Genomic DNA, 25,315 nt, shown 5'->3' on the forward strand with positions numbered 1-25,315 from the left:
AGCATCTGCCCAACGGCAAGCCAAGGTCTTCGGTGATGGCGATTACTCGCGAAGACGGCGGGGTTGTCGGCGCCTGATAAACCGCTTTCGCGAGCAGGCTCGCTCCCACAGGGAATCGTATTCCAAGGTGGGAGCGAGCCTGCTCGCGAAGAGGCCCGGGCAGACACCAACACCCTTCGCGCCGCCATCTGCGCTACCATGCCGAGCCGGACGCAGCAGCCTGCTGCGCGCAGGAGTCAGCATGGCCCACCCGTTTGAAACCCTCACCCCCGATCTCGTCCTGGATGCCGTTGAAAGCATCGGTTTCCTCAGCGACGCGCGCATTCTGGCGCTCAACAGCTACGAAAACCGGGTGTATCAGGTCGGTATCGAAGACTCCGAGCCGCTGATTGCCAAGTTCTATCGTCCGCAGCGCTGGACCAACGAGGCCATAATCGAAGAGCACCAGTTCACTTTCGAACTGGCCGACATCGACATTCCGGTGGTAGCGCCGCTGATTCATAACGGCGAAACCCTGCATGAGCACGCCGGCTTCCGCTTCACCCTGTTCCCGCGTCGTGGTGGCCGGGCGCCGGAGCCGGGCAATCTTGATCAACTCTATCGCCTTGGCCAGTTGCTCGGGCGCATGCATGCGGTGGGCGGCACCAAGCCGTTCGAGCATCGCGAAGCCCTCGCAGTGCAGAACTTTGGCCATGCCTCGCTGAACACTTTGCTCGAAGGCAATTTCATTCCCAAGAGCCTGCTGCCGGCTTACGAGTCGGTTGCCCGCGACCTGCTCAAACGCGTCGAAGACGTCTACGCCGCCACGCCGCACCAGAACATCCGCATACACGGCGACTGCCACCCCGGCAACATGATGTGCCGCGACGAGATGTTCCACATCGTCGACCTCGACGACTGCCGCATGGGCCCGGCGGTGCAGGACATCTGGATGATGCTCGCCGGCGATCGCCAGGAATGTCTCGGGCAGTTGTCGGAATTGATGGACGGCTACAACGAATTCCATGATTTCGACCCGCGCGAGCTGGCGCTGATCGAACCGTTGCGCGCCTTGCGCCTGATGCACTACAGCGCCTGGCTGGCGCGGCGCTGGGATGACCCGGCGTTCCCGCACAGCTTTCCGTGGTTTGGCACGGAGCGGTATTGGGGCGACCAGGTGCTGGCATTGCGTGAGCAGTTGGCGGCACTGAATGAAGAACCGCTGAAACTCTTCTGATTCAAACCTGAACCCTGTGGGAGCGAGCCTGCTCGCGAAGACGTCATTTCAGGCAACATCGATGTTGAATGTCAGACCGCGTTCGCGAGCAGGCTCGCTCCCACAAGATCGCTGTTCACAATTCTATGAACATTGGTCTACGACATTCGCGGACAAATCTCCTTACAATCCCTCCTTTGTCAGCTGCCTGAGCAAGGATTCTGCATGCAAGCCGCCAACCCGCGTCGCGGGTATATTCTGGGCCTGAGCGCCTACATCATCTGGGGCCTTTTCCCGATCTATTTCAAAGCCATTGCCGAAGTCCCGGCCGTCGAGATCATCATCCATCGGGTGCTGTGGTCGGCGCTGTTCGGTGCGTTGCTGCTGATGGTGTGGAAACACCCGGGCTGGCTGCGCGAGTTGCTCGACAATCCCAAGCGCCTGGCGATTCTTGCCTTGAGCGGCACGCTGATCGCGGCCAACTGGCTGACCTACGTGTGGTCGGTGAACAACGGTCGCATGCTCGAGGCGAGTCTGGGTTATTACATTAATCCGCTGGTCAACGTGCTGTTGGGCATGGTGCTGCTCGGCGAACGACTGCGGCGCATGCAGTGGGTGGCGGTCGGGCTGGCTGCCATCGGCGTGGCGCAGCAGGTGTGGCAGGTCGGCAGTCTGCCGTGGGTGTCGCTGGCGCTGGCGCTGACCTTCGGCTTCTACGGTCTGATCCGCAAGCAGGCGCCGGTCAAGGCGTTGCCGGGGCTGGTGGTGGAGACCTGGATGCTGGTGCCGATCGCGATTGCATGGTTGCTGTTCAATCAGACTGCCACGAGTGTGCAGCCGGCCTTCTGGACCACCTCCGAAGCCTGGTGGCTGGTGGCCGCCGGCCCGGTGACACTGGTGCCGCTGGTGTGTTTCAACGCCGCCACCCGCCACTTGCCCTACACCACCATCGGCTTCCTGCAATACATCGCGCCGACGCTGGTGTTGCTGCAAGCCGTGCTGCTGTTTGGCGAGCATTTGTCGTCCAGCACGCTGGTTGCGTTCATGTTTATCTGGGCCGGCCTGGCGGTCTATAGCGTTGATGCGTGGATAAGTTTGCGCCGGCGCGCCTGATCAAAAAACGCACAAACCTCTGCAGGCCACGGTTCTCGTGGCCTGCATCGTTCCTTCCCAAGCTTATCCACAGCGTGATCCCCGCCGTTTGTGCGCAAGTCACTGAATGCTGGCGGTTTTTTGATCAACCTGCGCAAAGCCACGGCCGGCGTGGCGTGGCGGTCTGTCTCTACAGGTTATCCACAGGCAGGTGCACGTTAAACCTGAATAACCCTGTCTGCGCTAAACCTCTGTGCGTAACACCAGTTCGACCATCAGATCATCGGCCAGGGTTTCCAGGCGCGCCTGCAGAACGTCGAGCGACAAGGTGAGTGGCACCGCCAGAATCGCCTCGGCGTGAAACAGCGGCTCGCTGCTCATCGGCGCCGGGCGCACCTCAGTTACCAGTCGCTCCAGGTTCACACCCTGCTCGCTCAACAGCCGAGTGATATCGCGGACGATACCCGGTCGGTCATTGCCGACCAGTTCCATAGTGATCGGTTTCCACGTGCAGGACTGCTCCACTCCGCTTTCGGCTATCAGTACCCGAATGCCATGGGCCGACAGCGCTTGCAGGGCATCGACCAGTTCGTCGTAAGCCTCCGCCGGCACACCCACGCGCAGAATCCCGGCGAACTGCCCGGCCATGCGTGACATGCGGCTTTCCAGCCAGTTGCCGCCGTGCTCGGCAATGCATTGGGCGATGCGCTCGACCTGCCCGGGCTTGTCCGGGGCGAAAACGGTGAGTACGAGATGGTCCATGGCGCAGCCCTCTTGTCATGTCTTTTGTTATCGAAGGGCAAGTATAGGCAAGCGGAGTGATTCAGCCTGTCATCGCAACTTGTGCTGAGAATCTGTGGCGAGGGGATTTATCCCCGTCCGGCTGCGCAGCAGTCGTGAGTCCTGCCAATTGGGTCTGCCAGCCGGACCGCAGGGGGCGACTTCGCCACCCAACGGGGATAAATGCCCTCGCCACAAATCGTTACACCCAAATTGCCCCTTAGCAGGCCCACAGTAATTATGTGTACAACTTTCGATATTTAGCTGGAACAATCCAATGCTTTTTTGAGAACATCCCGTTCCGCGACGTGACCGCAATGCGTCATGAGGTCGCAGAACGACGTAATTAGTCTGATTTTCACAAGCGCAACTCATCATGTAGTATGCCGCAGCGCGCACTACATAACGCTGGATCGATGTCTGCCCAAGGCCCTTCGCAACCCTGAAAGCCCCGTCAGCAAGGCCTCCAAGCCGTTGATTGGTCCTAGCCCAGCCGCCAGCAATGGCATGTACTGGTCCGCAGGTTTGTGGTTTAAATGGCCGGAAGCTTCATTGTTAAATTGACGAGCTGAAAAGCGAAATAGCTGAGCAGAGTGAGGCAAGCAATGACTGAACACGTTCAAGTCGGTGGCCTGCAGGTCGCCAAAGTCCTGTTCGACTTCGTGAACAACGAAGCCATTCCCGGTACCGGCCTCACCGCCGAACAATTCTGGGAAGGTGCCGACAAGGTCATTCACGACCTGGCGCCGAAGAACAAAGCCCTACTCGCCAAACGCGATGACTTCCAGGCGCGCATCGATGCCTGGCATCAGCAGCATGCCGGCCAGGCGCACGATGCCGTGGCCTACAAAGCTTTCCTGCAAGAGATCGGCTATCTGCTGCCAGAAGCGGCTGATTTCCAGGCCACGACGCAAAACGTCGACGATGAAATCGCCCGCACCGCCGGCCCGCAACTGGTCGTGCCGGTGATGAATGCGCGCTTCGCGCTCAATGCTTCGAACGCCCGCTGGGGTTCGCTGTACGACGCTCTCTACGGCACCGACGCGATCAGCGAGGACGGCGGCGCGGAAAAAGGCAAAGGCTACAACAAGGTGCGTGGCGACAAAGTCATCGCTTTCGCCCGTGCTTTCCTCGACGAAGCCGCACCACTGGCCGCAGGCTCCCACGTCGATTCGACCGGCTACAAAATCGCTGACGGCAAACTGGTCGTCACTCTGAAGGGCGGCAGCAACAGCGGCCTGCGCGATGACGCTCAGTTGATCGGCTTCCAGGGCGACGCCAACGCGCCGATCGCGGTGCTGCTCAAGCACAACGGCCTGCACTTCGAAATCCAGATCGACGCCAGCACCCCGGTCGGCCAGACCGACGCCGCCGGCGTCAAAGACATCCTCATGGAAGCGGCGCTGACCACGATCATGGACTGCGAAGACTCCGTGGCCGCCGTTGATGCCGACGACAAAGTGGTGATCTACCGCAACTGGCTCGGCCTGATGAAGGGCGACCTCGCGGAATCCGTGTCCAAGGGCGGCCAGACCTTTACCCGCACCATGAACCCGGATCGCACCTACACCGCGCCCAATGGCGGAGAAGTGACCCTGCACGGTCGTTCGCTGTTGTTCGTGCGCAACGTCGGCCATCTGATGACCATTGATGCGATCCTCGACAGCCAAGGCAACGAAGTGCCGGAAGGCATTCTCGACGGTCTGGTGACTTGCCTGGCAGCAATGCACAACCTCAACGGCAACACCTCGCGGCGCAACACCCGCACCGGTTCGGTGTACATCGTCAAACCGAAAATGCACGGCCCGGAAGAAGCGGCGTTCACCAACGAGCTGTTCGGGCGTATCGAAGACGTCCTGCGCCTGCCGCGCAACACCCTGAAAGTCGGGATCATGGACGAGGAGCGCCGCACCACGGTCAACCTCAAGGCTTGCATCAAGGCCGCCAGCGAGCGCGTGGTGTTCATCAACACCGGTTTCCTCGACCGCACCGGCGACGAAATCCACACCTCCATGGAAGCCGGCCCTGTCGTGCGCAAGGCGGACATGAAGGCCGAGAAGTGGATCGGCGCCTACGAAAACTGGAACGTCGATATCGGTCTGAGCACCGGCCTGCAAGGTCGCGCGCAAATCGGTAAAGGCATGTGGGCGATGCCGGATCTGATGGCCGCGATGCTCGAGCAGAAAATCGCTCACCCACTCGCCGGCGCCAACACTGCCTGGGTGCCATCGCCGACTGCCGCTGCGCTGCACGCGCTGCACTACCACAAGGTTGACGTGTTTGCGCGTCAGGCCGAACTGGCCAAACGTGCGCGCGCCTCGGTGGATGACATCCTGACCATTCCACTGGCAGTGAACCCAAGCTGGACGCCAGAGCAGATCAAGAACGAACTGGACAACAACGCCCAGGGCATTCTCGGTTACGTGGTGCGCTGGATCGACCAGGGTGTCGGTTGCTCGAAAGTGCCGGACATCAACGACGTCGGCCTGATGGAAGACCGTGCGACGCTGCGTATCTCCAGCCAGCACATCGCCAACTGGCTGCGCCACGGTATCGTCAGCCAAGAGCAAGTGATGGAAAGCCTCAAGCGCATGGCGCCGGTGGTTGACCGCCAGAACGCCAACGACCCGCTGTATCGCCCGCTGGCACCGGACTTCGACAGCAACATCGCCTTCCAGGCGGCGGTCGAACTGGTCATCGAAGGCACCAAGCAACCGAACGGCTACACCGAGCCGGTGCTGCACCGTCGTCGTCGCGAGTTCAAGGCCAAGAATGGTCTGTGACTTGAGTTGATGGTTGGAATGAAAAAGGCCCTGATCGAGAGATCAGGGCCTTTTTGTTTTTGAGGTGGATTGATCGTTCCCACGCTCTGCGTGGGAATGCAGCCCGGGACGCTCCGCGTCCCACAACTGCGGACGCGGAGCGTCCATTGATGCATTCCCACGCAGACCCTGGTAACGATCATCTGCTGGGCGGCGAAATATGTCTTAGGGTTCTATGCCCAATTCGTGTTTCACCAGCTCAAGCAACTTCCCCGTATCAATCGGCTTGAGCAGAAAATCCACCACGCTCAAGTGCATCGCTTCGATCGCATCTTTCACGTCGGCATCGCCGGAGACGATGATGATCGGCATCGCTGCCCGTACCGATTCACGCACCTGGCGAATCAGCTCGAGGCCATCGACATTGCCCATGCGCAGGTCGGTAATGACCAGACCGATCGAAGGCTTTTCATCGAGCATTTTCAGCGCGGTTTCACCGCTGGCTGCGGTCATGCAGCGAATGCCGTCCAGCGCGAGAATCTCCGACAACAACTCGCGGGCGTCCTTGTCGTCGTCGACGATCAGGACACGCTGCGGCGGCAGATCAGGTTCGAGCATCACTGCGCTGAGCGCTTCCCGCTCGGCGTCGCTCAAAATATCGTGGTCGGACATGGCGCTCTCTAAATGTTCAAACAATCCCTGGCAAGTCGTCAGACATCACCGGACAGCGCTTCAATGTGCACTTCGTCGGAATTTTTTCCAAGTGGCTAGCGCAAGCTTTTCCGACCTTTTGCGTAGGTTATTTCCGAAAATCGGCCAATGGTGGCAAAACCTAGACTTACGTCCAATGGGCACCCTGCCCGCCGGGGCCGACCATGGTCGCAACGATCCGACAACAACAATTCGAAAAAGACTGCGGTAATGGTTATGAGCAAAGCGGACGCCTTCACCCAGGCAGGGAAAACCGCGGTGTTGCAGAACATTCAGGGCACCCTGCAATTCCTCCAGCGCTTCCCGCCCTTCAATCAGATGGAACATGCCCACCTCGCCTATCTGGTGGAGCAATGTCAGCTGCGTTTTTTTGCCCAGGGCGAGAGCATCATCAAACCGGCCGACGGCCCGGTGGAACACTTTCATATCGTCAAACAGGGTCGGGTGGTCGGCGAACGCCAGCACATCACCAAGCCCGGCACCGAGACCACGTTCGAAATCACCACCGGCGAATGCTTTCCGCTGGCCGCGCTGCTCGGTGAACGCGCCACGCGCACCGAACATCTGGCGGGCGAAGACACCTTCTGCCTGCAACTGAACAAACTGGCGTTCATCAAACTGTTCGCCCTCTCCAGCGCCTTCCGCGACTTCGCCTTGCGTGGGGTGAGCAGCCTGCTCGATCAGGTCAACCAGCAAGTCCAGCAAAAAGCCGTGGAGACCCTCGGCACTCAATACTCGCTGAACACCCGTCTCGGTGAACTTGCGATGCGCCATCCGGTGACTTGCAGCGCCGAGACGCCGCTGCGTGAAGCGGTGAAGCTGATGCACGAGCAACAGGTCGGCAGCATCGTCGCGGTGGATGAGCACAAGGCGCCGCTGGGGATTTTCACCCTGCGCGATTTGCGCCATGTGGTCGCCGAAGGTGTCGGCGATTTCAGCGACGCCATCGAACAGCACATGACTCGATCACCGTTTTATCTGTCGCCGGATCACAGTGCCTTCGATGCGGCGATCGCCATGACCGAGCGGCACATTGCTCACGTCTGCCTGGTCAAGGATCAACGCCTGTGTGGCGTGGTGTCCGAGCGTGACCTGTTCTCCCTGCAACGGGTCGATCTGGTGCACCTGGCCCGGACCATCCGCAGCGCGCAACGGGTCGAACAACTGGTGACCTTGCGCGGCGAGATCGGCCAACTGGTCGAGCGCATGCTCGCCCACGGCGCGTCGTCGACGCAGATTACCCACATCATCACCCTGCTCAACGATCACACGGTGTGTCGGGTGATCGAACTGACCCTCGCCGAAAAGGGCGACCCGGGCGTGCCGTTCAGCTGGCTGTGTTTCGGCAGCGAGGGTCGGCGCGAGCAGACGCTGCACACCGACCAGGACAACGGCATCCTGTTCGATGCCCGCGATGCCGCGCACGCAGCAGAGATTCGCGGCAAGCTGCTGCCGATTGCCCAGCAGATCAACCAGAGCCTGGCGCAGTGCGGCTTTACCCTGTGCAAGGGCAACATCATGGCCGGCAATCCCGAGCTGTGTCTGTCGCGGGCCGAATGGGCGCGGCGCTTTGCGGCGTTCATCCGCGAAGCCACGCCGGAGAACCTGCTGGGCTCGAGCATTTATTTCGACCTGCGCGTGGTCTGGGGCGATGAGCAAGGCTGCGAGCAATTGCGCCGGGGCATCCTCGATCAAGTCGCTGACAATCGTCTGTTCCAGCGCATGCTCGCCGAAAATGCGCTGCGCAATCGCCCTCCCGTTGGGCGCTTCCGTGAATTCGTGCTGGCCCGCAAGAACGGTGAGAAGGCCACGCTGGATCTGAAAATCCAGGGCCTGACGCCGTTCGTGGACGGCGCCCGTCTGCTGGCGCTGGCCAACGGCATCGACGCCAACAACACCCTCGAACGCTTTCGCCAACTGGTCGATAAAGAGGTCATCGAGCCGCTCGACGGCGCGGCGTATGAAGAGGCCTATCACTTCATTCAACAAACGCGCATGCAGCAGCATCAGTTGCAAACCCGGGAAAATCAGCCGTACTCCAACCGCGTCGATCCCGACAGCCTCAATCATCTCGACCGGCGCATCCTGCGCGAATCCCTGCGCCAGGCGCAGCGCCTGCAAAGCAGCCTGACCTTGCGGTATCAGCTATGAGCCTGTTCTCCTGGCTACGCCCGGCCAGCCCCGTGGTGTCGGCGGACTCGCAGCAGCGGCTGGCGAAGCTGCCGGCGCTCGCCGAGCTGAACGAATGCAGCCTGCGCGGGCAGCGCTGGGTGGTGCTGGACCTGGAAACCACCGGCCTGAATATGAGCAAGGATCGGGTCCTGTCGATCGGCGCCGTGGTGATCGAGGACGGCGCGATCGATTTCAGTCAGCAGTTCGAGCGCACGCTGCAATGTCGCGAGCTGAAGCTCAGCCCCAGCGTACTGATTCATGGCTTGGGGCCGAATGCGATTGCCGCAGGCAGCGACCCGGCGGAAGCGTTGCTGGAGTTGCTGGAGTTCATCGGCGACAGCCCGGTGCTGGCGTTTCATGCGCCGTTCGATCAGCACATGCTCGGGCGTGCAGTGAAGGAGCACTTGGGGCATAAGCTGCAGCATGTGTTTCTGGATGTGGCGGACATTGCGCCGCTGTTATGTCCGCAGGCGCAGATTCGCGAGGCCGGGCTGGATGAGTGGATCGAGTGGTTCCGGCTTGAAGTGTTCGAGCGGCATAACGCGAGTGCCGATGCGCTGGCCACGGCGGAGTTGGCATTGATTCTGTTCAGCCGGGCGCGGGCGCAGCAGATTTACAGTCCGTTGCAGTTGCAGCAGCGGTTGAGCCAGTGGAAGCGGCGGCAGCAAACTCACTCTTTCTAGCGCTACCCCTGTAGGAGCTGCCGCAGGCTGCGATCTTTTGATTTTATAAACAGCAAGATCAAAAGATCGCAGCCTTGGGCAGCTCCTACAGAGGCATGCAGCCCTATCACCTGACCAGTGGCCAATTGCTAACCATTCCCACCTCTGCCAGAATCGCGAACTATTCTCGTTAGTTAACATTTCCCAATCGGTGATGTCCGGTGTCGTCAGTGCCCAACCCCCACAGTGAGCTCGTCGGTGCGATGTATCGCGACCATCGCGGTTGGCTGCTGGCGTGGTTGCGGCGCAATGTGGCGTGTCCGCAGCGTGCCGAAGACCTGAGCCAGGACACCTTCGTGCGCTTGCTCAACCGCGACGAACTGCTTACGCCGCGCGAACCTCGGGCGTTTCTGGTGGCGATCGCCAAAGGCCTGTTGTTCGACTACTTCCGCCGCGCCGCGCTGGAACAGGCCTACCTCACCGAACTGATGCTGATCCCCGAAGACGAGCAGCCTTCGGTGGAAGAACAGCAAATGATCCTCGACGACCTCAAAGCCATCGATCGCCTGCTCGGCAAGTTGTCGACCAAGGCCCGCGCGGCCTTCCTGTATAACCGCCTCGACGGCCTCAGCCACGCCGAAATCGCAGACAAACTCGGTGTCTCGGTACCGCGCGTGCGGCAGTATCTGGCCCAAGGCCTGCGCCAGTGCTACATCGCCCTGTACGGTGAGCCGACATGACGGCGGCCAGTTCGCGCCCGGTGCCGGCGCATGTGCTGGACGCGGCGATTGCCTGGCAATTGACCCTCGATTCGAGCACCGCGCTGGAGCGTGAAGAATTCGCTAAATGGCATGCCGCCCATGAAGAACATGCCCGTGCCTGGCGTCAGTTGGGCATGCTCGATCAGCGCTTCAGCGTCGCCAAGGGCCCGGCCCGAAGCGCGTTGCTGCAATCGCGCGAAGGCATTCGCCGGCGCGTGCGCAAACTCGGCAGCGGGCTGGCCAGTGTCGTGGTGATGATCGGTCTGGGGCTGTTTGTCAGCGAGCGCTACCTGCCGCTGGATTACTGGCTCGCCGATCAGCGCACCGCCACCGGTGAACAGCGCACCGTGCGCCTGTCCGACGGCACTCTGCTCAACCTCAATACCCACAGCGCGGTCGACGTACGCTTCGATGACGAACGCCGCTTGATCGTGTTGCAGGAGGGCGAAATCCTCGTCGAGACCGGGCATGGCGACGCGCGGCCGTTTATCGTCGAAACCCGCGAAGGCAGCATGCGCGCGCTGGGCACGCGGTTTCTGGTCAAGCGCGAGGACGATGGCACACGCCTGAGCGTGTTGCAGTCGGCGGTCGCGGCCCATGCCCAGGCCAACCCGCAAGAACTGGTTCTGCGCGAAGGCCAGCAGGTGCTGTTGCGCAGTGACGGGCTGGGCTCGATTGCCGCCCTCGCCCCCGGCGCCGATGCCTGGACGCGCGGCATGCTGGTGGTGGACAACGCACGGCTGGGCGATCTGGTGCATGAGCTCGGGCGCTATCGTCGCGGGCATCTGGGCGTGGCGCCGGAAGTGGCCGATCTGCGCATTACCGGCAGTTTTCCGTTGCATGACATCGACAAGGCCCTGAGCGCTTTGCTGCCGACCCTGCCGGTGCAGATCGAGCGGCATACGCCGTATTGGGTCACCGTGGCGAAGGCGGAACCCTCCGCCCCTTGACATGATCGTTCCCACGCTCTGCGTGGGAATGCAGCCCGGGACGCTCTGCGTCCCTGCCGAAGCGGACGCAGAGCGTCCATTGAGGCATTCCCACGCGGAGCGTGGGAACGATCAGTGTGGGAGCGAGCCTGCTCGCGAAGGCGCCATCAGCCGCACAACCATTTCCCGCAAAAAAGAATTTCCACCCAGCCCTATCACTTTTCCAATCTCGTCCGGCACACAGGCAATTGAGAAATATTTCCATTCAGGAGCCGCCGTATGTCCCGTTCGCCAGACACCTTGTTGCGCCCCAGTCTGCTGGCTTTTGCCATCGCTTTCGGCACGCCGCTGATCAGCAGCCCGTTGCTCGCCGCTGAGCAAGCGTCCAGCGTGCGCGCCTACAACCTGCCGGCGGCGCCGCTGTCGACCACCCTGAACCAGATCGCCAGCCAGGGCGGCCTCGCCCTGTCGCTCAATCCTGCGCTGGCCGCCGGCAAAACCTCGGCGCCGGTCAACGGCCAGTACGACGCCGCCGGTGCCCTGCGCGCGGCTTTGCGCGGCACCGGTCTGCAGCTGGAACAGAGCAGCGCCGGCACTTACACCCTGGTGGCCGTGCCTGAAGGCACGCTGGCCCTGCCGGAAACTTCGGTCATCGGCGTGGAAAACTTCGAAAGCGCCTGGGGCCCGGTCGAAGGCTACACCGCGACCCGCACCGCCGCCGGCACCAAGACCGATACCGCCCTGGTCGAAGCACCGCGTTCGATTTCGGTGGCAACCCGCCAGCAAATGGACGACCGCAGCGTGCACAGCCTCGACGACGCGGTGCGCTACATGCCGGGCATCACCGCCAGCAGCTACGGCAGCGACACCCGCGCCGACTGGCTGCGCGTGCGCGGTTTCGAACCGACCCAGTTCCTCGACGGCCTGCCGCTGCCCAAAGGCGTGTACGCCAACCCGAAACAGGAAACCTGGAACCTCGACCGCCTCGCCCTGCTCCGCGGTCCGGCCTCGTCGGTGTACGGCCAGACACCGCCGGGCGGTTTGCTCGACATGGTCAGCCGCCGCCCGAGCGCGGAGGCCAGCAGCGAAATCCAGCTGCAATACGGCAGCGACAACCACCGACAGATCAACTTCGCCAGCACCGGCAAGATCGATGAGGCCGGGCAGTTTCTCTATGGCCTCAGCGGCGTGGTGCGCGACAGCGGCACCCAGATCGACCACGTCGACAACAAGCGCTACAACATCGCGCCGAGCCTGACCTGGAACATCGATGACGACACCAAACTCACTCTGCTGAGCCAGTTCACCCGCGATGACACCGGCATCACCAGCCAGTTTCTGCCGATCCAGGGCACGAAGATCAAATCGCCGCTCGGTGATATTTCCCATCACAAGAATCTCGGCGATCCGGATTGGGAATACTACGACCGCACCTACTACGCGCTGGGTTATGCCTTCGAACATCGGCTGAACGATGTCTGGCAGTTCAAACAGAACCTGCGCTACACCAAGTCGGACCTGTCTTTCCAGTCGCTGACACCCGGTTCCTACCCGTTCACCACCGTGGATGCAGAGGGCAACGTCGGCCGCACCAGCACCAGCGTCGACGAAGACATCAGCCAGTTTGCCGTGGACAACAACTTCCAGGCCGACTTCGCCACGGGCGACATTCGCCACACCTTGCTGCTGGGTCTGGATCACCAGCGCAGCAACACCAACTACACCTCGATCTTTGGCGATGGTCTGCAAACCAACGTCATCAACCCGATCTACGGCCAGCCGATCGTACGTCCGGCGCGCTCCACGGCGTTTTACGACTACAACCAGAAGACCTACCAGACCGGTCTCTACGTGCAAGACCAAATGGCTCTCGACCAGTGGCGCCTGACCCTCGGCGGCCGTGAAGACTGGGTCCACACCAGCACCCAATTCATCAACCAGAGCGACGCCACCAACACTCAGCGTGACAAGAAATTCAGCGGCAACGCGGCGCTCAGCTACGTCTTCGATAACGGTTTCGTGCCGTACCTGTCCTACGCCGAGTCGTTCCAGCCGACGACGGGCGCCGATGCCACCTCGACCGGCTCGCTCAAGCCAACCGAAGGCAAGCAGTGGGAACTGGGCATCAAATACCAGCCTCCGGGCAGCAAGACCCTGCTGACCGCCGCCGTGTATGACCTGACCCAAAAGAACGTCGCGGTGAACACCTTCGTCAACAACGTCTCGGTGACCAGCCAGACTGGCGAAGTGAAGGTCAAAGGCCTGGAGCTCGAAGCGGTGTCGGATGTGACCGACAACCTCAAAGTCATCGCCGCCTACACCCTGGCCAAATCCGAAGTGCAGAAAGGCGTCGACAAGGGCAACCGCCTGCAACTGATGCCCAACCAACAAGCCTCGCTGTGGACCGACTACACCTGGCACGCCGGCGTGCTCGACGGTTTCGGCATTGGCGCCGGCGTGCGCTACACCGGCAACACCTACGGCGACAAGGCCAACACCTGGCTGGGCAAGGCCGATGCCTATACCGTGTTCGACGCCAGCGTGCATTATGATCTGGGCCGTCTGGACAACAGTCTCAAAGGTGCATCGCTGGCGGTGAACGCGACCAACCTGTTCGACAAGGACTACATTTCCACCTGCGACAGCTTCTATTGCTACTACGGCGACCAGCGCAGTGTCGTCGCCAGCGCCACTTACAAGTGGTAAGCCAGTGAGCTGAAACAGGCCATGTTCCCAGGCCGTCCGTACCGGACGGCTTTGGTGTTTTTGAAGGTCATGCAATGAAAAGTAAAACCATCCGCCGCTGGTCGTTCATCCACACCTGGACCAGCCTGATCTGCACGGTGTTTCTGCTGATGCTGGCGCTGACCGGTCTGCCGCTGATTTTCAGCCACGAGATTGATCACGCGCTGGGCAACGCCCCGGAGCTGCGCGAGATGCCGGCCGACACGCCGCAACTCGATCTGCAGCAACTGGTAGATGCCGCGCAGAAACATCGCCCGGGCGAAGTCATGCAGTACTTCGGTTATGACGACGAAGAGCCGAACGCGGCGTTCGCGATCATGGCCAGGACGGCCGACACCGAGCCGAACTCTTCGCACACCTTCATGCTCGATGCGCGCACTGGCGAAGCGCTGGAAACCCCTTCGGCCAACGGTGGCTTGATGCTGTTCATCCTGCGCCTGCACGTCGACATGTTCGCCGGGCTGCCGGGCAAGCTGCTGCTGGCGTTCATGGGTCTGTTGTTTGTCGTGGCGATCGTGTCCGGCACGGTGCTGTACCTGCCGTTCATGCGCCGCTTGAAATTCGGCACCGTGCGCCAGGACAAATCGACAAGACTGCGCTGGCTCGACCTGCACAATTTGATCGGCGTCGTCACTTTGACCTGGTGCCTGGTGGTGGGCGTGACCGGAGTGATCAGCGCCTGCGCCGACCTGCTCATCGCCGCCTGGCGCAACGACGCGTTGACCACGCTGATCGCGCCGTATCGCGATGCGCCGCCGTTGACCCAACTGGCCCCGGCTACGCGGCTGCTCGACATCGCCGAGGAAGTCGCACCGGGGATGAAACCGGATTTCATCGCCTTCCCCGGCACCCGTTTTTCCAGCGAGCACCATTATTCGGTGTTCATGAAGGGCGGCACGCACCTGACCTCGCACCTGCTGACGCCGGTGCTGATCGACGCCACGACGCTGCAAGTCACCGCCGTGGCCGAACGGCCGTGGTACATGGACGCCATGGGCATGTCGCAGCCGCTGCACTTTGGTGACTACGGCGGCATGCCGATGAAGATTCTCTGGGCGACGCTGGATGTGCTGACGATCATCGTGTTGGCCAGTGGCGTTTATCTTTGGGTAGTGCGGCGCAAGGCGGCCAAGCCTGTTCTGGAACCGGCGGAGGCCTCGGCATGAAGCCGCGTCAGTCGAGTTTCTGGAAGGTTTTCAGCACACCGATCGTGATCGCCCTGCTCAGTGCGGCGGGGCTGTTTGCGGCGTTGCTGGGGGATGGAATCTGGGATGCGTTGAGCTGGGTCGGGCTTGGTGTGCCGGCATTTCTGGCGATAAGAGGTTTTCTGCCGCGAAGCTGAGAATCCCTTGGGGGAGCGAGCCTGCTCGCGAAAGCGCCCGGACCCTCAACATCAAAGTCGACTGTCACGACGCCTTCGCGAGCAGGCTCGCTCCCACATGGGTTCTGCGCCGGACGCGAGCAGGCTATGCTGCCCGATCATTGTCCTGATCGAGACCTTGCCCATGTCCGCCCCCAGCATGACCCTGTACCACAACACCCTGTCGCCCTTCGTCCGCAAGGTCATGGTGCTGCTGCACGAAACCGGTCAGCAGGATCGTGTCGCGCTGCAGGACTGTGTGCTCAGCCCGGTCAGCCCGAACCCGGAGCTGATCGCCGACAACCCGTTGAGCAAGATCCCCGCCCTGCGCCTGGCCGATGGCAATGTCATCCATGACAGCCGCGTCATCCTTGAGTACCTCGACCAGCAGCACGTCGGCAATCCGCTGATCCCCCGTGAAGGTGCGGCGCGCTGGCGGCGCCTGACCCTGGCGTCGATGGCTGACGGGATCATGGATGCCTCGGTGATGGTGCGTTATGAAACCGTCCTGCGCCCGGTGGAAAAACACTGGGATGAATGGCTGGACGCTCAGCGCGACAAGATCCGCCGCGCCCTCGCCGTGCTGGAGAGCGAAGCGATTGCCGAGCTGACCAGCCACTTCGATGTCGCGGCGATCAGCGTGGCCTGCGCGCTGGGCTATCTGGATCTGCGCTTCCCGGACATGGACTGGCGTGCAGCCAATCCGCAACTGGCCAACTGGTATTTCGAGGTGAGTCAGCGACCGTCCATGGTGGCGACGATGCCCAAGCCTTAGATCTGGGCTGCCTGTTCCGGCCTCTTCGCGAGCAGGCTCGCTCCCACAGTTGACCACATTCCAATGTGGGAGCGAGCTTGCTCGCGAATGCACCAACTCGGTTTCGGAGGTAGTGACGCAATAAGCAGCGTCACCAAAACCTCCGCTTCCCGCTGTTCCTCGCGTAACCCAAGCCACCCGCTCATTGCATCGCCTCCACGTCAAACTCCAGCGGCCTGGCCGGCTTCAAACCAATCCCGTACCAGTCCAGTTTGCGCGTCAGCACCATGAACACCCCGAGCAGACCGAACAGCATCAGCGAGCCCATCAACAGCGCGTAGTCCTCGGCACTGAGCAAGCCGTACAGCAAGCCATACAGCGCCGCCAGCCCGGCCGAAAAACTCAAGCCGTGCCGCGCGCTGCGCAGGACGTGGCTGACATAGAAACCGATCAACAACACGCAGCCACTGGCCGACAACAGATACGCCAGCGCAAAACCGATGTGTTCCGACAGCGACAACAGCAGCAGGTAAAAGAAGGCCAGCGCAACACCGACCAGGGCATATTGCACCGGGTGCACCGCCAGGCTTTTCAGCACTTCGAAGAGGAAGAAACCGGCGAAGGTCAAGACGATGAACAGCAGCGCGTATTTGATCGCCCGATCGCTCTTCAGGTACTGATCCACCGGATCGATGAAGCTGACGCCGAAGCTGCGCCCGTTGAGTGCATCACAGTCGCCAGCGACGCAGCGCTCCATCGCCTCTTGCAGGTTGGTGGAGAAAAACGAGGTCTGCCAGTCGGCGCTGAAACCCTGATCGTTGATCTCGCGCTTGGCCGGCAGGAAGTTGCCGACGAAGCTGGGGTGCGGCCAGTTGGCGGCGAGGCTGACACTGCTGGTCTTGCCCACCGGCACCACACGCAGCGAGCCGGTGCCTTGCAGGCGCAGGTCGAAACCGAAGGTCAGTTGCGTGGCTTTGCTGGCGTCGAGCGCCGGCAGGGTGACGTGCACGCCCTCGCCGATCCAGGCCACTTCGCTGCCGGGCACGAAATCCAGTTGCTGGCCGGCGAGCTCGAGTTTCAGCGCGTTTTCGATACCGCGAATATCGCTGATACCGACGGCAAGGAACGGCGCGTCGAATTGGTAATCGGCAAAATTTTCCTTGATGCCCAACTGCGCCGGCAGGGAAAAATGCCCGTCGATACGGTTATCGGCGTGAAACAGTCGCGCCTCGTAAATGCCGCGTTTGCGCAGCTCGGTCTGCACCTGGCCGTCGAGTTCGAAACGCTCCGGCAGAAAGTACAGACGCCCGCGCGCTTCGCTGACTTCTTCGTAGCGCTTGTTGGTTTTCTCGTTGGTTTTCCAGGTGCGCACCACCTTGCGATACGGCACCACCATCACCGGCCCGGTCAGTTGCTGGCTGTAACTGGAGCTGCGCGCGATGTCTTCGAGCACACCGTCGCGCAGTTGCTGACGCTCATCGATGATGCCGTCGATCATCAGCAAGGGGATCAGCAACAGCAGGATCAGCAAGGCGATCGCGCCGAGTTTGATGGTCAGATTCTTGTTCATGGGACTCTCCCTGTTTGGATGGGAGGAGTCTGCTGATGCGGTGTGGTGGCAGTGTGGGGGGAATATGGAGATTGTGTGGAGAATGCATTCCCTGTGGGAGCGAGCCTGCTCGCGAAGGCAGCAACGGGGTCTCACGGCAAGCGCAATACCACTTCAACCCCGCCCTCGACATTGCCAATGCGCATCACCCCGCCATGCAACTTGACCACTTCTTCAACGAAGTTCAGCCCCAGCCCGGTGCTCTTACGTCCGCTGTCCGGGCGCGGCAACGAGTAGAAGCGTTCGGTCAAACGCGGCAAGGCGTAATCGGGAATCGGCGCGGTCTGGTTGAACAGGCGGAACTCGATCAGCTCGCCAACCCGCTCGGCGCTCAAGCGCAACAGCCCCGACGTCGGGGTGAAATCGAGTGCGTTTTCCAGCAGATTGCCCAACGCCTGGCGCAGCAGAAACGGCTCGCCAATCAACAGCAGATCCTCGCCGATCAATTGCTCGACACGCAGTTGTCTGCCCTCGATTCGCGCGGCCTGCGCCTTGAGCAGTTCTGCGACCAACGGCGCCAGCGGCACTGCCACCCGTTCTTCCAGCCCTTGGCGTTGTTCGACTTGCGCCAGGTTGAGCAGGCGCTCGATCAACTGCTGCATCCGCGCGCTTTCGCTGTCGATGTTGCTGACAAAGCGCAAACGCTGGACGGCCGGCATATCACTTTGCAGCAGCTCCGCTGCGCCCCGGATCGCCGCCAGCGGACTTTTCAATTCATGGGTCAGGGTGTGCACGTAGCGCTCGACGTAGGCCTTGCCTTCGAGCTGCGTGCGCATCTGCTCCACCGCAGTCGCCAGTTGCTCCAGTTCGCCGCCGCGATAATGCGGCACTTCCACGCGCCGGCCTTCGCTCACCGCTTGGGCATAACCGGTCAAACGGTGCAGCGCGCGGCTCAGCCACCATGAGAGCAAAGCACCGAACAGCAGGCCGAGGCCGATCAGTCCGGCGCCGTAAAACAGCAAGCGCCGCTCGGTGCGATCGACGTAGGGTTGCAGCGAACTGTTGGGCTTGGCCACGGTGACCACGCCGATGATCTTGCCGTTGTCGCGGATCGGCGCGCCGACGTGCATCACTGAAGAGCTCGGATCGTCAGGATCGCTACGGCTGGAGCGCGCGCCGTACTCGCCGCGCAGGGTCAGGTAGACGTCGTTCCAGCGCGAATAATCCTGGCCGACTGCGACGCCGCTGGAGTCGAGCACGACGATGCCCTTGGCGTCGGTGACGTAGATGCGGTGGTTTACCTGGTTTTTCGGCAAGCCCCAGATGGTCGCTTGCGGCTGACGCTCGCCATAGGCACGGAGCAATTGCGGCCAGCGGTTCTCGCTGAGGGTGCCGGCCTTGAAATCGTCGCGCAGGATTTCTGCCATCAGGTTGGCGGTGTCCACCAGCGTCTCTTCGGTGGACTGACGCACGCCGGGGCGGATTTCTTCCATCACCGTGTTGAGGACGAAATAACCGGTCAGGCCGACAAACAGCACATACACCAGAAAGATTCGCAGCCCCAGCGACATCAGCTGTGCCCCGGGCTGTAGCTGTAACCGAGGCCGCGATGGGTCTGGATCGGCTCGGCCTCGGCGCGCACCAGGCGCAACTTGGCGCGCAGGCTTTTGATGTGGCTGTCGATGCTGCGTTCGTAACCGGCGTCTGCCGCTACGCCCAGCGCATCGAGCAATTGCTCGCGGCTGAACACCCGCTCAGGTTGTTCGAGCAGGCATTGCAACAAGCGGAATTCATGGCGGGTCAGGCTCAGCGGCTGGCCGCGATAGCTGATCTGCACGCGTTCAGCATCGATGCGAAACAGCGTTGAGCCTGCTTCCAGGGTTGCGCGCGGCGCCATGCGCTTGAGGATGGCTTTGACCCGCGCCGCCACTTCACGCGGGCTGAACGGCTTGACCACGTAATCGTCGGCACCGATCTCCAGACCCACCACGCGGTCGATCTCGGCGTCGCGGGCGCTGAGAAACAGCACCGGCACTTCCGTGAAGCGTCGCAACTGCTTGCAGGTTTCGAAGCCACTGATGTCCGGCAAACCGATATCGAGAATGATCAGGTCGGCCGGGGTTTGTCGCTGATGCTCCAGCGCCGCCGCGCCGAGGTTCAGCCACGTGGTGCTGAACCCCTCGCCCTGCAAGGCAAAAATCAATGTGTCGGCAATCGCCGCTTCGTCTTCGACAATCAGGATGTGCGGCATGGCGTCCGAGCCCGTGGCAGTTAGTGCGCGAACGGTGCCCCAAGCCCGGGGTTACGTCAATCAGACCACTTAGCAGTCAGGCTTGTCGGCGGTGTAACGCCGCGCCGGGTTGACCGCCGCGCCGAACTCACGCAAGGCCTTGGCGCCGATCAGCAGCGGGTAGTTGAAATGGCTGCGGTCGGTCAGGTTGACCTCGACGGTGCGCTTGACGTTGCCCAGGCACAGTTCCAGATCGACCACGGGGCGCTTGGCGACATCGCTGCTGTCGCGCTCTTCATCGTCCTCGTCGGAACGGCTTTTGATCTTGCTGATGCGCGCGACCTTGTGCTCGAAAACCTTGTTGCTGGCGTCCTTGGTGGCGAGGCGGAAACGCACCCAGTCTTCGCCATCACGGGTGAAGGTCTCGATGTCCTTTGCCGACAGCGAGGCGGTCAGCGCGCCGGTGTCCATCTTGGCCTTGAGCACTTCGCCACCGATTTCCGGCAGCGCGATGTATTCGTAGCGACCGTACAGCGTCGGCTCGGCGGCCATGACCGGCAGCGCAACGAGGGCAAACAGAGCAAGGAGGGATTTCACGTAAGGGGCTTCCTTGGGAGGTTGGGCAACGGCACTTTAGACCGTCGCGCGGTTGATCGTTCCCACGCTCTGCGTGGGAATGCATCCAGTGACGCTCTGCGTCACAGGGGACGCGGAGCGTCCCGGGCGGCGTTACCACGCAGAGCGTGGGAACGATCAGGTTAACGGGACTGAAGTGAAACATTCGTCAGCGCCGATTTGGCCTGCTGCGCGAAGCTGCTTATCATGGCTCGCCCCTGCCACTTCATAGAGTTGCTTATGCGCCGCCTGCTCACCGGCTGTTTCGTCACCCTGCTGCTGTTGCTCAACACCCTGATCCTGATCGGGCCGTTGATGGTGTTCGCCCTGCTCAAGCTGGTTGCACCCGGGCGCTGGCGGGATTACGCATCGGGGGCGGTGATGTGGATTGCCGAGACCTGGGCCGAGATCGACAAGCTGATCTTCCGGCTGTGCATCCCGACGCAGTGGGACATTCGCGGCGGCGACGATCTGCGCCGCGACACGTCCTATCTGGTGGTCAGCAACCATCAATCGTGGGTCGACATTCCAGCACTGATCCAGACCCTCAACCGACGCACGCCGTTCTTCAAGTTCTTCCTGAAGAAAGAGCTGATCTGGGTGCCGTTCCTGGGCTTGGCGTGGTGGGCGCTGGATTACCCGTTCATGAAGCGCTACACCAAAGCCTTTCTGGCAAAGAACCCCGAGCTGGCGGGCAAGGATCTGGAAATCACCAAAGCGGCGTGCGAGCTGTTCAAGCGCCAACCGGTGACGGTGGTGAATTATCTGGAAGGCACGCGCTATACCCTGGCGAAAAGCACCCAGCAGGAATCACCGTTCAACCACTTGCTCAAACCCAAGGCCGGCGGCGTGGCGTTCGTGCTGGCGGCGATGGGCGAACAGCTCGACGCGATGCTCGATGTGACGGTGGTGTATCCGCAGGAAAAAATCCCGGGCTTCTGGGATCTGATCAGCGGCAACGTGCCGCGAGTGATCATCGACATCAGGACCCGCGAACTCGACCCGGCGCTGTGGCAGGGCGATTACGAGAAAGATCCGGCCTTTCGCCAACACGTCCAGAACTGGGTCAACCAGCTCTGGACCGAGAAGGATCAGCGCATCGTCGAGCTGCGCAACGAGCGCCGCTGACTCAGGTGCCCGTGCCGACACCCCAGATGCTGCCCAGGCTGCTCAACAGCGAACCGCCGACGCCCTGCTGACCGAGGTATTGCAGCAGCACCGGGGCAAACTGGCCGATCATGCCGCTGTCCATGCCCAGCGCGCTGAACGCGTTGTTGAGGTCGTTGCTGTCTTTGACATTGCCCAGTGCATTCTCAAGGCCTGCGGACTTGCCGGACGAACCGAGCAAAGCCCCGAGCGCCGCCAGATTGCCGCTGCCACCGGACAACTTGTCGATACCCGGCACTTCCTTGGCCAGTTGCGAATAGTCGGTGCTGCTCAACTGATTCTTCGCCAGCCCGAGCATCGCACTGGTACCGCCAACGGCCTGCTCCGGCGTGACGTCCAGTGCACTCAGAGCACTCAACAAACCAGCGGTCTCCGAGGTCGGCGCCGAAGCAGCCGCCTTGTCACCACCCTGCATCCCCGCTACCGCACCGGCCACGTCGTTCAAACTGAAACCGGCAAACACCGGCCCGGCGGCCAGAGTCAGGAGCGATGCCAGGGCAAAACCGCGTGAAATCTTCATTCAGACATCCTCTTGGGGAAAAGCTGCCACCGGACAACGGCGACGAAACTGCCGGTTTGACCGGGTATCGGGCGGCATGTTCCGGGTTGCAGATCCATTCTCAGCCACGGTCCGTCGAGAAAATGTGAAAATGCGGCAATAAAAACGGCGACCCTGAGGTCGCCGTTTTGCGTTGCGGTAAAACCTTACGCCGCACTGAACAACTTATGCGGATCAATCACAAACTTCTTCGGCACACCCGCATCGAACTCGCCGTAACCTTCCGGCGCCTGATCGAGGCTGATCACTTGCACGCCGACCACTTCGGCAATGTTGATGCGGTCCCACATGATCGCCTGCATCAACTGGCGGTTGTACTTCATCACTGGCGTCTGGCCGGTGTGGAAGCTGTGGGATTTGGCCCAGCCCAGGCCGAAGCGGATGCTCAGGCTGCCCATTTTCGCGGCAGCGTCGACGGCGCCCGGATCTTCGGTGACGTAAAGGCCCGGAATACCGATCTTGCCGGCAACGCGCACCACGCCCATCAGTGAGTTGAGCACCGTGGCCGGGGCTTCGGCCTTGACGCCGTCGTGGCCGTGGCCGCGTGCTTCGAAACCGACGCAGTCCACCGCACAGTCGACTTCCGGCTCGCCCAGCAGCGCGGCGATCTGTTCGTGCAGCGGGGTGTCCTTGGACAGGTCGACGACCTCAAAACCCTGTGCCTTGGCGTGAGCCAGGCGGATGGTGTTGACGTCGCCGACGATCACCACCGCCGCACCGAGCAAACGTGCGGAAGCGGCAGCGGCGAGGCCGACCGGACCGGCGCCAGCGATGTACACGGAGCTCCCCGGGCCAACGCCGGCAGTGACGGCGCCGTGGTAACCGGTCGGGAGGATGTCGGAGAGGCAGGTCAGGTCGCGGATTTTCTCCATGGCCTTGTCGCGATCCGGCAGTTTCAGCAGGTTGAAGTCGGCGTACGGCACCAGCACGTATTCGGCCTGGCCACCGGTCCAGTCGCCCATGTCGACATAACCGTATGCGCCGCCGGCACGGGCCGGGTTGACGGTCAGGCAGACGCCGGTGTGTTGCTCTTTGCAGGAACGGCAGCGCCCACAAGCTACGTTGAACGGTACGGAGACCAGATCGCCGATCTTCAGGTTTTCGACGTCAGAGCCCTTTTCGATCACCTCGCCGGTGATTTCGTGACCCAGCACCAGACCGGTCTGCGCCGTGGTTCGGCCGCGCACCATGTGCTGGTCGGAGCCGCAGATGTTGGTGGAAACCACTTTGAGAATGACCCCGTGCTCGATCTTGCGACCACGCGGGTCCTGCATTTTCGGATAGTCGATTTTCTGTACTTCGACCTTGCCAGCGCCGAGATACACCACACCACGATTGCCAGACATGCCATCACCTCTATATTTGTTGTTGGGTAGAGAGTTGATTGAGCTTCAAGCGGCAAGCTACAAGCCGCAAGAAGTGTGCTGACCGCTTGTTCTTGCGGCTTGTAGCTTGGAGCTTGCGCTAAAGAACGACAGTTCTGTTGGCGTTCAGGAACACCCTTCTTTCGATGTGATACCCGACCGCCCGCGCCAAGGTCAGGCCTTCGATATCCCGGCCCTTGGCAATCAGGTCCTCGGGGTAATGACTGTGATCCACCGCCTCGACGCCCTGGGCGATGATCGGCCCTTCATCGAGATCGTTGTTGATGTAATGCGCCGTCGCGCCCACCAGTTTCACGCCCTTGTTGTAGGCTTGGTGATACGGCTTGGCGCCCTTGAAGCCCGGCAGCAGGGAGTGATGAATGTTGATCGCCTTGCCGTCGAGCTTGCGGCACAGCTCCGGCGACAGCACCTGCATGTAGCGGGCAAGGATCACCAGTTCGGCGCCGGCCTCTTCGATCACCTGCCAGACCTGACGCTCCTGCGCCGGTTTGTCGTTGGGGTCGAGAGGGAAATGGTAGTAGGGAATCTGGTGCCAGTCGGCCAACGGCTTGAGATCCGGATGGTTGGACACCACCGCCGCCACGTCCATCGACAACTGGCCGATGCGCTGGCGATAGAGCAAGTCGTTGAGGCAGTGATCGGCCTTGGAGACCATGATCACCACTTTCGGCCGGTAGTTCGGCGCGGTCAGCTCGAAGAGCATGCCGAACGCCTGTCCGCGCTCGGCCAGACCTGCGCGGAAGGATTGCTCGTCGAAGCCGTCGGGCTGACGGAATTCCACGCGAATGAAGAAACGCCCGGAGAGGCGGTCATCGAACGAGTGGTGCTCGGTGACATAACAGCCCTGCTCGAACAGAAAACGCGTGACCGCGTCCACCGTGCCGAGGACGCTGGGGCAGTCGGCGGTCAGAATCCATGTGTCTGGGGCGCGGCTCATATTTTTTCCTCTGATCGTTCCTACGCTCTGCGTGGGAATGCCGCCATGGACGCTCTGCGTCCGCTCTTGGGACGCGGAGCGTCCCGGGATGCATTCCCACGCGGAGCGTGGGAACGATCATCTATCTGCTCCCTTTCCCCTCTCCCCCTTGGGGGAGAGGGCTGGGGTGAGGGGGTAGCTTTTGATCTTTCAGGCCTGAACGCTGAGGCCGTACTCGGCCGAAGCATCCTGCAACCACAACCACCAGTAATCCGAGAAGCTGCGACGGATCAGCAGTTCCCAGGTGTCTTCGGCGGTATGGCGAATCATCAGCTGCGACTTGGCGAACACCGTGCCCACCGCTTTACCGACCGGGAAGTTGTTCGGGTGCACGTCATAGCTGGTGGATTTCATCAGCACCTGACGCACGTTCGGCCCGCTCAGCTCGAGGATCTGCTGGCCGCCGCTGACGTTGACGATGGCAATGTGCAGATCGCCCAGCGCTTCACGCAGTTTCTGCTCGGCGGCGAATTCTTCGCCGCTTGGCACGATCAGCAGCCACTCGTCCGGGCCCATCCATTGCAGGCTGGTTTCGCCTTTGACGATCACGCTCAGCGCGCCGGGCAATTCAATGCCCAACGCTTTGTGCACACCGGCCGCGAAGGCTGCATCGTGGCCATCGCCACGAATAGTCAGGTGGCCGAGGAGTTTCTTTTCCCGCACGATCACGCCGGCATTCTTGCGGCCCTTGCCGACCAGGCTGGCGAGGTCGGCATGGTGCAGCGACGACTCGGCACGGGCGCCGGTGGTCGGGCGTTGCTGGTAAACATTGGCTGTGGTCATAAAGCACCTTCTGAATTCTGTTGGTTCCTGTGGTAGCTGTGCCGCCGCCTTCGCGAGCAGGCTCGCTCCCACAGGGGAACGCGATCGAATGTGGGAGCGAGCCTGCTCGCGAATAGCCGCCCGCCCAC

22 protein-coding genes are annotated in these 25,315 nt (G+C 61.6%); 12 read left to right on the top strand and 10 right to left on the bottom strand.

Annotated elements, in window-relative coordinates:
* The first annotated feature begins 241 nt into the window (after nucleotides 1-241).
* Nucleotides 242-1,216, top strand: coding sequence for a serine/threonine protein kinase (locus D8U61_RS14495; RefSeq protein WP_130888261.1), 975 nt, complete (start codon nucleotides 242-244; stop codon nucleotides 1,214-1,216).
* Nucleotides 1,217-1,420: 204 nt separating this feature from the next.
* On the top strand, nucleotides 1,421-2,308 hold the full coding sequence (gene rarD, locus D8U61_RS14505) for an EamA family transporter RarD (protein WP_016772855.1): 888 nt from the start codon (nucleotides 1,421-1,423) through the stop codon (nucleotides 2,306-2,308).
* 222 nt (nucleotides 2,309-2,530) lie between these two features.
* Here the strand turns inward: rarD and D8U61_RS14510 are convergent, their stop codons facing one another.
* Nucleotides 2,531-3,049 (bottom strand): glycine cleavage system protein R, encoded by a 519-nt coding sequence (locus D8U61_RS14510; RefSeq protein ID WP_130888262.1) that lies wholly within the window; start codon nucleotides 3,047-3,049, stop codon nucleotides 2,531-2,533.
* Between the two features lie 623 nt (nucleotides 3,050-3,672).
* Between D8U61_RS14510 and D8U61_RS14515 the strand changes: the two genes are divergently transcribed.
* Nucleotides 3,673-5,850: a malate synthase G gene (locus D8U61_RS14515; RefSeq protein ID WP_130927167.1), complete on the top strand. Its 2,178-nt coding sequence runs from the start codon at nucleotides 3,673-3,675 to the stop codon at nucleotides 5,848-5,850.
* A gap of 204 nt (nucleotides 5,851-6,054) precedes the next feature.
* Here D8U61_RS14515 and D8U61_RS14520 read toward each other — a convergent pair whose 3' ends face one another.
* Complete coding sequence (locus tag D8U61_RS14520) at nucleotides 6,055-6,501, bottom strand: response regulator (protein WP_016772851.1); 447 nt, start codon at nucleotides 6,499-6,501, stop codon at nucleotides 6,055-6,057.
* 255 nt (nucleotides 6,502-6,756) lie between these two features.
* Here D8U61_RS14520 and D8U61_RS14525 point away from each other — a divergent pair, with 255 nt between their 5' ends.
* From D8U61_RS14525 to D8U61_RS14565, 8 genes are all read left to right on the top strand, one after another.
* Nucleotides 6,757-8,691: a putative nucleotidyltransferase substrate binding domain-containing protein gene (locus D8U61_RS14525; protein WP_306662997.1), complete on the top strand. Its 1,935-nt coding sequence runs from the start codon at nucleotides 6,757-6,759 to the stop codon at nucleotides 8,689-8,691.
* Nucleotides 8,688-9,395: a 3'-5' exonuclease gene (locus D8U61_RS14530; protein WP_130888266.1), complete on the top strand. Its 708-nt coding sequence runs from the start codon at nucleotides 8,688-8,690 to the stop codon at nucleotides 9,393-9,395. Before D8U61_RS14525 ends, D8U61_RS14530 begins: the two co-directional genes overlap by 4 nt.
* Before the next feature lie 242 nt (nucleotides 9,396-9,637).
* Nucleotides 9,638-10,114 carry an RNA polymerase sigma factor gene (locus D8U61_RS14535; protein WP_189691481.1) on the top strand — a complete coding sequence of 159 codons (477 nt, stop codon included), beginning with the start codon at nucleotides 9,638-9,640 and terminating at the stop codon, nucleotides 10,112-10,114.
* The gene (locus tag D8U61_RS14540) at nucleotides 10,111-11,085 is read left to right on the top strand and encodes a FecR family protein (protein ID WP_130888267.1); all 975 of its coding nucleotides are present in this window, start codon (nucleotides 10,111-10,113) and stop codon (nucleotides 11,083-11,085) included. Before D8U61_RS14535 ends, D8U61_RS14540 begins: the two co-directional genes overlap by 4 nt.
* 258 nt (nucleotides 11,086-11,343) lie before the next feature.
* Nucleotides 11,344-13,770, top strand: coding sequence for a TonB-dependent siderophore receptor (locus D8U61_RS14550; RefSeq protein ID WP_130927169.1), 2,427 nt, complete (start codon nucleotides 11,344-11,346; stop codon nucleotides 13,768-13,770).
* A gap of 74 nt (nucleotides 13,771-13,844) precedes the next feature.
* Entirely contained in the window at nucleotides 13,845-14,975 is a 1,131-nt protein-coding gene (locus D8U61_RS14555) for a PepSY-associated TM helix domain-containing protein (RefSeq protein ID WP_016772845.1), read from the top strand.
* Nucleotides 14,972-15,151 (top strand): hypothetical protein, encoded by a 180-nt coding sequence (locus D8U61_RS14560; protein ID WP_016772844.1) that lies wholly within the window; start codon nucleotides 14,972-14,974, stop codon nucleotides 15,149-15,151. Before D8U61_RS14555 ends, D8U61_RS14560 begins: the two co-directional genes overlap by 4 nt.
* A gap of 163 nt (nucleotides 15,152-15,314) precedes the next feature.
* Nucleotides 15,315-15,944, top strand: coding sequence for a glutathione S-transferase (locus D8U61_RS14565; protein ID WP_051600799.1), 630 nt, complete (start codon nucleotides 15,315-15,317; stop codon nucleotides 15,942-15,944).
* A gap of 181 nt (nucleotides 15,945-16,125) precedes the next feature.
* On the opposite strand, the gene creD is transcribed toward D8U61_RS14565, so the two are convergent.
* The 4 genes from creD to D8U61_RS14590 all read right to left on the bottom strand — a co-directional run bounded on the left by creD (nucleotide 16,126) and on the right by D8U61_RS14590 (nucleotide 20,299).
* Nucleotides 16,126-17,493 carry a cell envelope integrity protein CreD gene (gene creD / locus D8U61_RS14575; protein WP_130927170.1) on the bottom strand — a complete coding sequence of 456 codons (1,368 nt, stop codon included), beginning with the start codon at nucleotides 17,491-17,493 and terminating at the stop codon, nucleotides 16,126-16,128.
* Between the two features lie 131 nt (nucleotides 17,494-17,624).
* Entirely contained in the window at nucleotides 17,625-19,043 is a 1,419-nt protein-coding gene (gene creC, locus D8U61_RS14580) for a two-component system sensor histidine kinase CreC (RefSeq protein WP_130888270.1), read from the bottom strand.
* Nucleotides 19,043-19,723, bottom strand: coding sequence for a two-component system response regulator CreB (creB, locus tag D8U61_RS14585; protein ID WP_024014583.1), 681 nt, complete (start codon nucleotides 19,721-19,723; stop codon nucleotides 19,043-19,045). Before creB ends, creC begins: the two co-directional genes overlap by 1 nt.
* 69 nt (nucleotides 19,724-19,792) lie before the next feature.
* Nucleotides 19,793-20,299 (bottom strand): ATP-dependent zinc protease, encoded by a 507-nt coding sequence (locus D8U61_RS14590; protein WP_016772839.1) that lies wholly within the window; start codon nucleotides 20,297-20,299, stop codon nucleotides 19,793-19,795.
* Nucleotides 20,300-20,557: 258 nt separating this feature from the next.
* Between D8U61_RS14590 and D8U61_RS14600 the strand changes: the two genes are divergently transcribed.
* Nucleotides 20,558-21,445, top strand: coding sequence for an acyltransferase (locus tag D8U61_RS14600; protein ID WP_130927171.1), 888 nt, complete (start codon nucleotides 20,558-20,560; stop codon nucleotides 21,443-21,445).
* Between the two features lies 1 nt (nucleotide 21,446).
* On the opposite strand, the gene D8U61_RS14605 is transcribed toward D8U61_RS14600, so the two are convergent.
* From D8U61_RS14605 to soxG, 4 genes are all read right to left on the bottom strand, one after another.
* Complete coding sequence (locus D8U61_RS14605) at nucleotides 21,447-22,004, bottom strand: DUF2780 domain-containing protein (RefSeq protein WP_130902421.1); 558 nt, start codon at nucleotides 22,002-22,004, stop codon at nucleotides 21,447-21,449.
* A 185-nt stretch (nucleotides 22,005-22,189) separates the two neighbouring features.
* Nucleotides 22,190-23,389 carry a formaldehyde dehydrogenase, glutathione-independent gene (gene fdhA / locus D8U61_RS14610; protein ID WP_016772834.1) on the bottom strand — a complete coding sequence of 400 codons (1,200 nt, stop codon included), beginning with the start codon at nucleotides 23,387-23,389 and terminating at the stop codon, nucleotides 22,190-22,192.
* 118 nt (nucleotides 23,390-23,507) lie between these two features.
* Nucleotides 23,508-24,365: a formyltetrahydrofolate deformylase gene (gene purU / locus D8U61_RS14615; RefSeq protein ID WP_039757644.1), complete on the bottom strand. Its 858-nt coding sequence runs from the start codon at nucleotides 24,363-24,365 to the stop codon at nucleotides 23,508-23,510.
* A gap of 189 nt (nucleotides 24,366-24,554) precedes the next feature.
* Nucleotides 24,555-25,187, bottom strand: a complete 633-nt coding sequence (soxG, locus tag D8U61_RS14625) for a sarcosine oxidase subunit gamma family protein (RefSeq protein ID WP_016772832.1) — start codon at nucleotides 25,185-25,187, stop codon at nucleotides 24,555-24,557.
* Nucleotides 25,188-25,315 lie beyond the last annotated feature (128 nt).

It is taken from the genome of Pseudomonas sp. Sample_14, assembly GCF_004307515.1.
In the GTDB taxonomy this organism is placed as follows: Bacteria; Pseudomonadota; Gammaproteobacteria; order Pseudomonadales; family Pseudomonadaceae; genus Aquipseudomonas; species Aquipseudomonas atacamensis.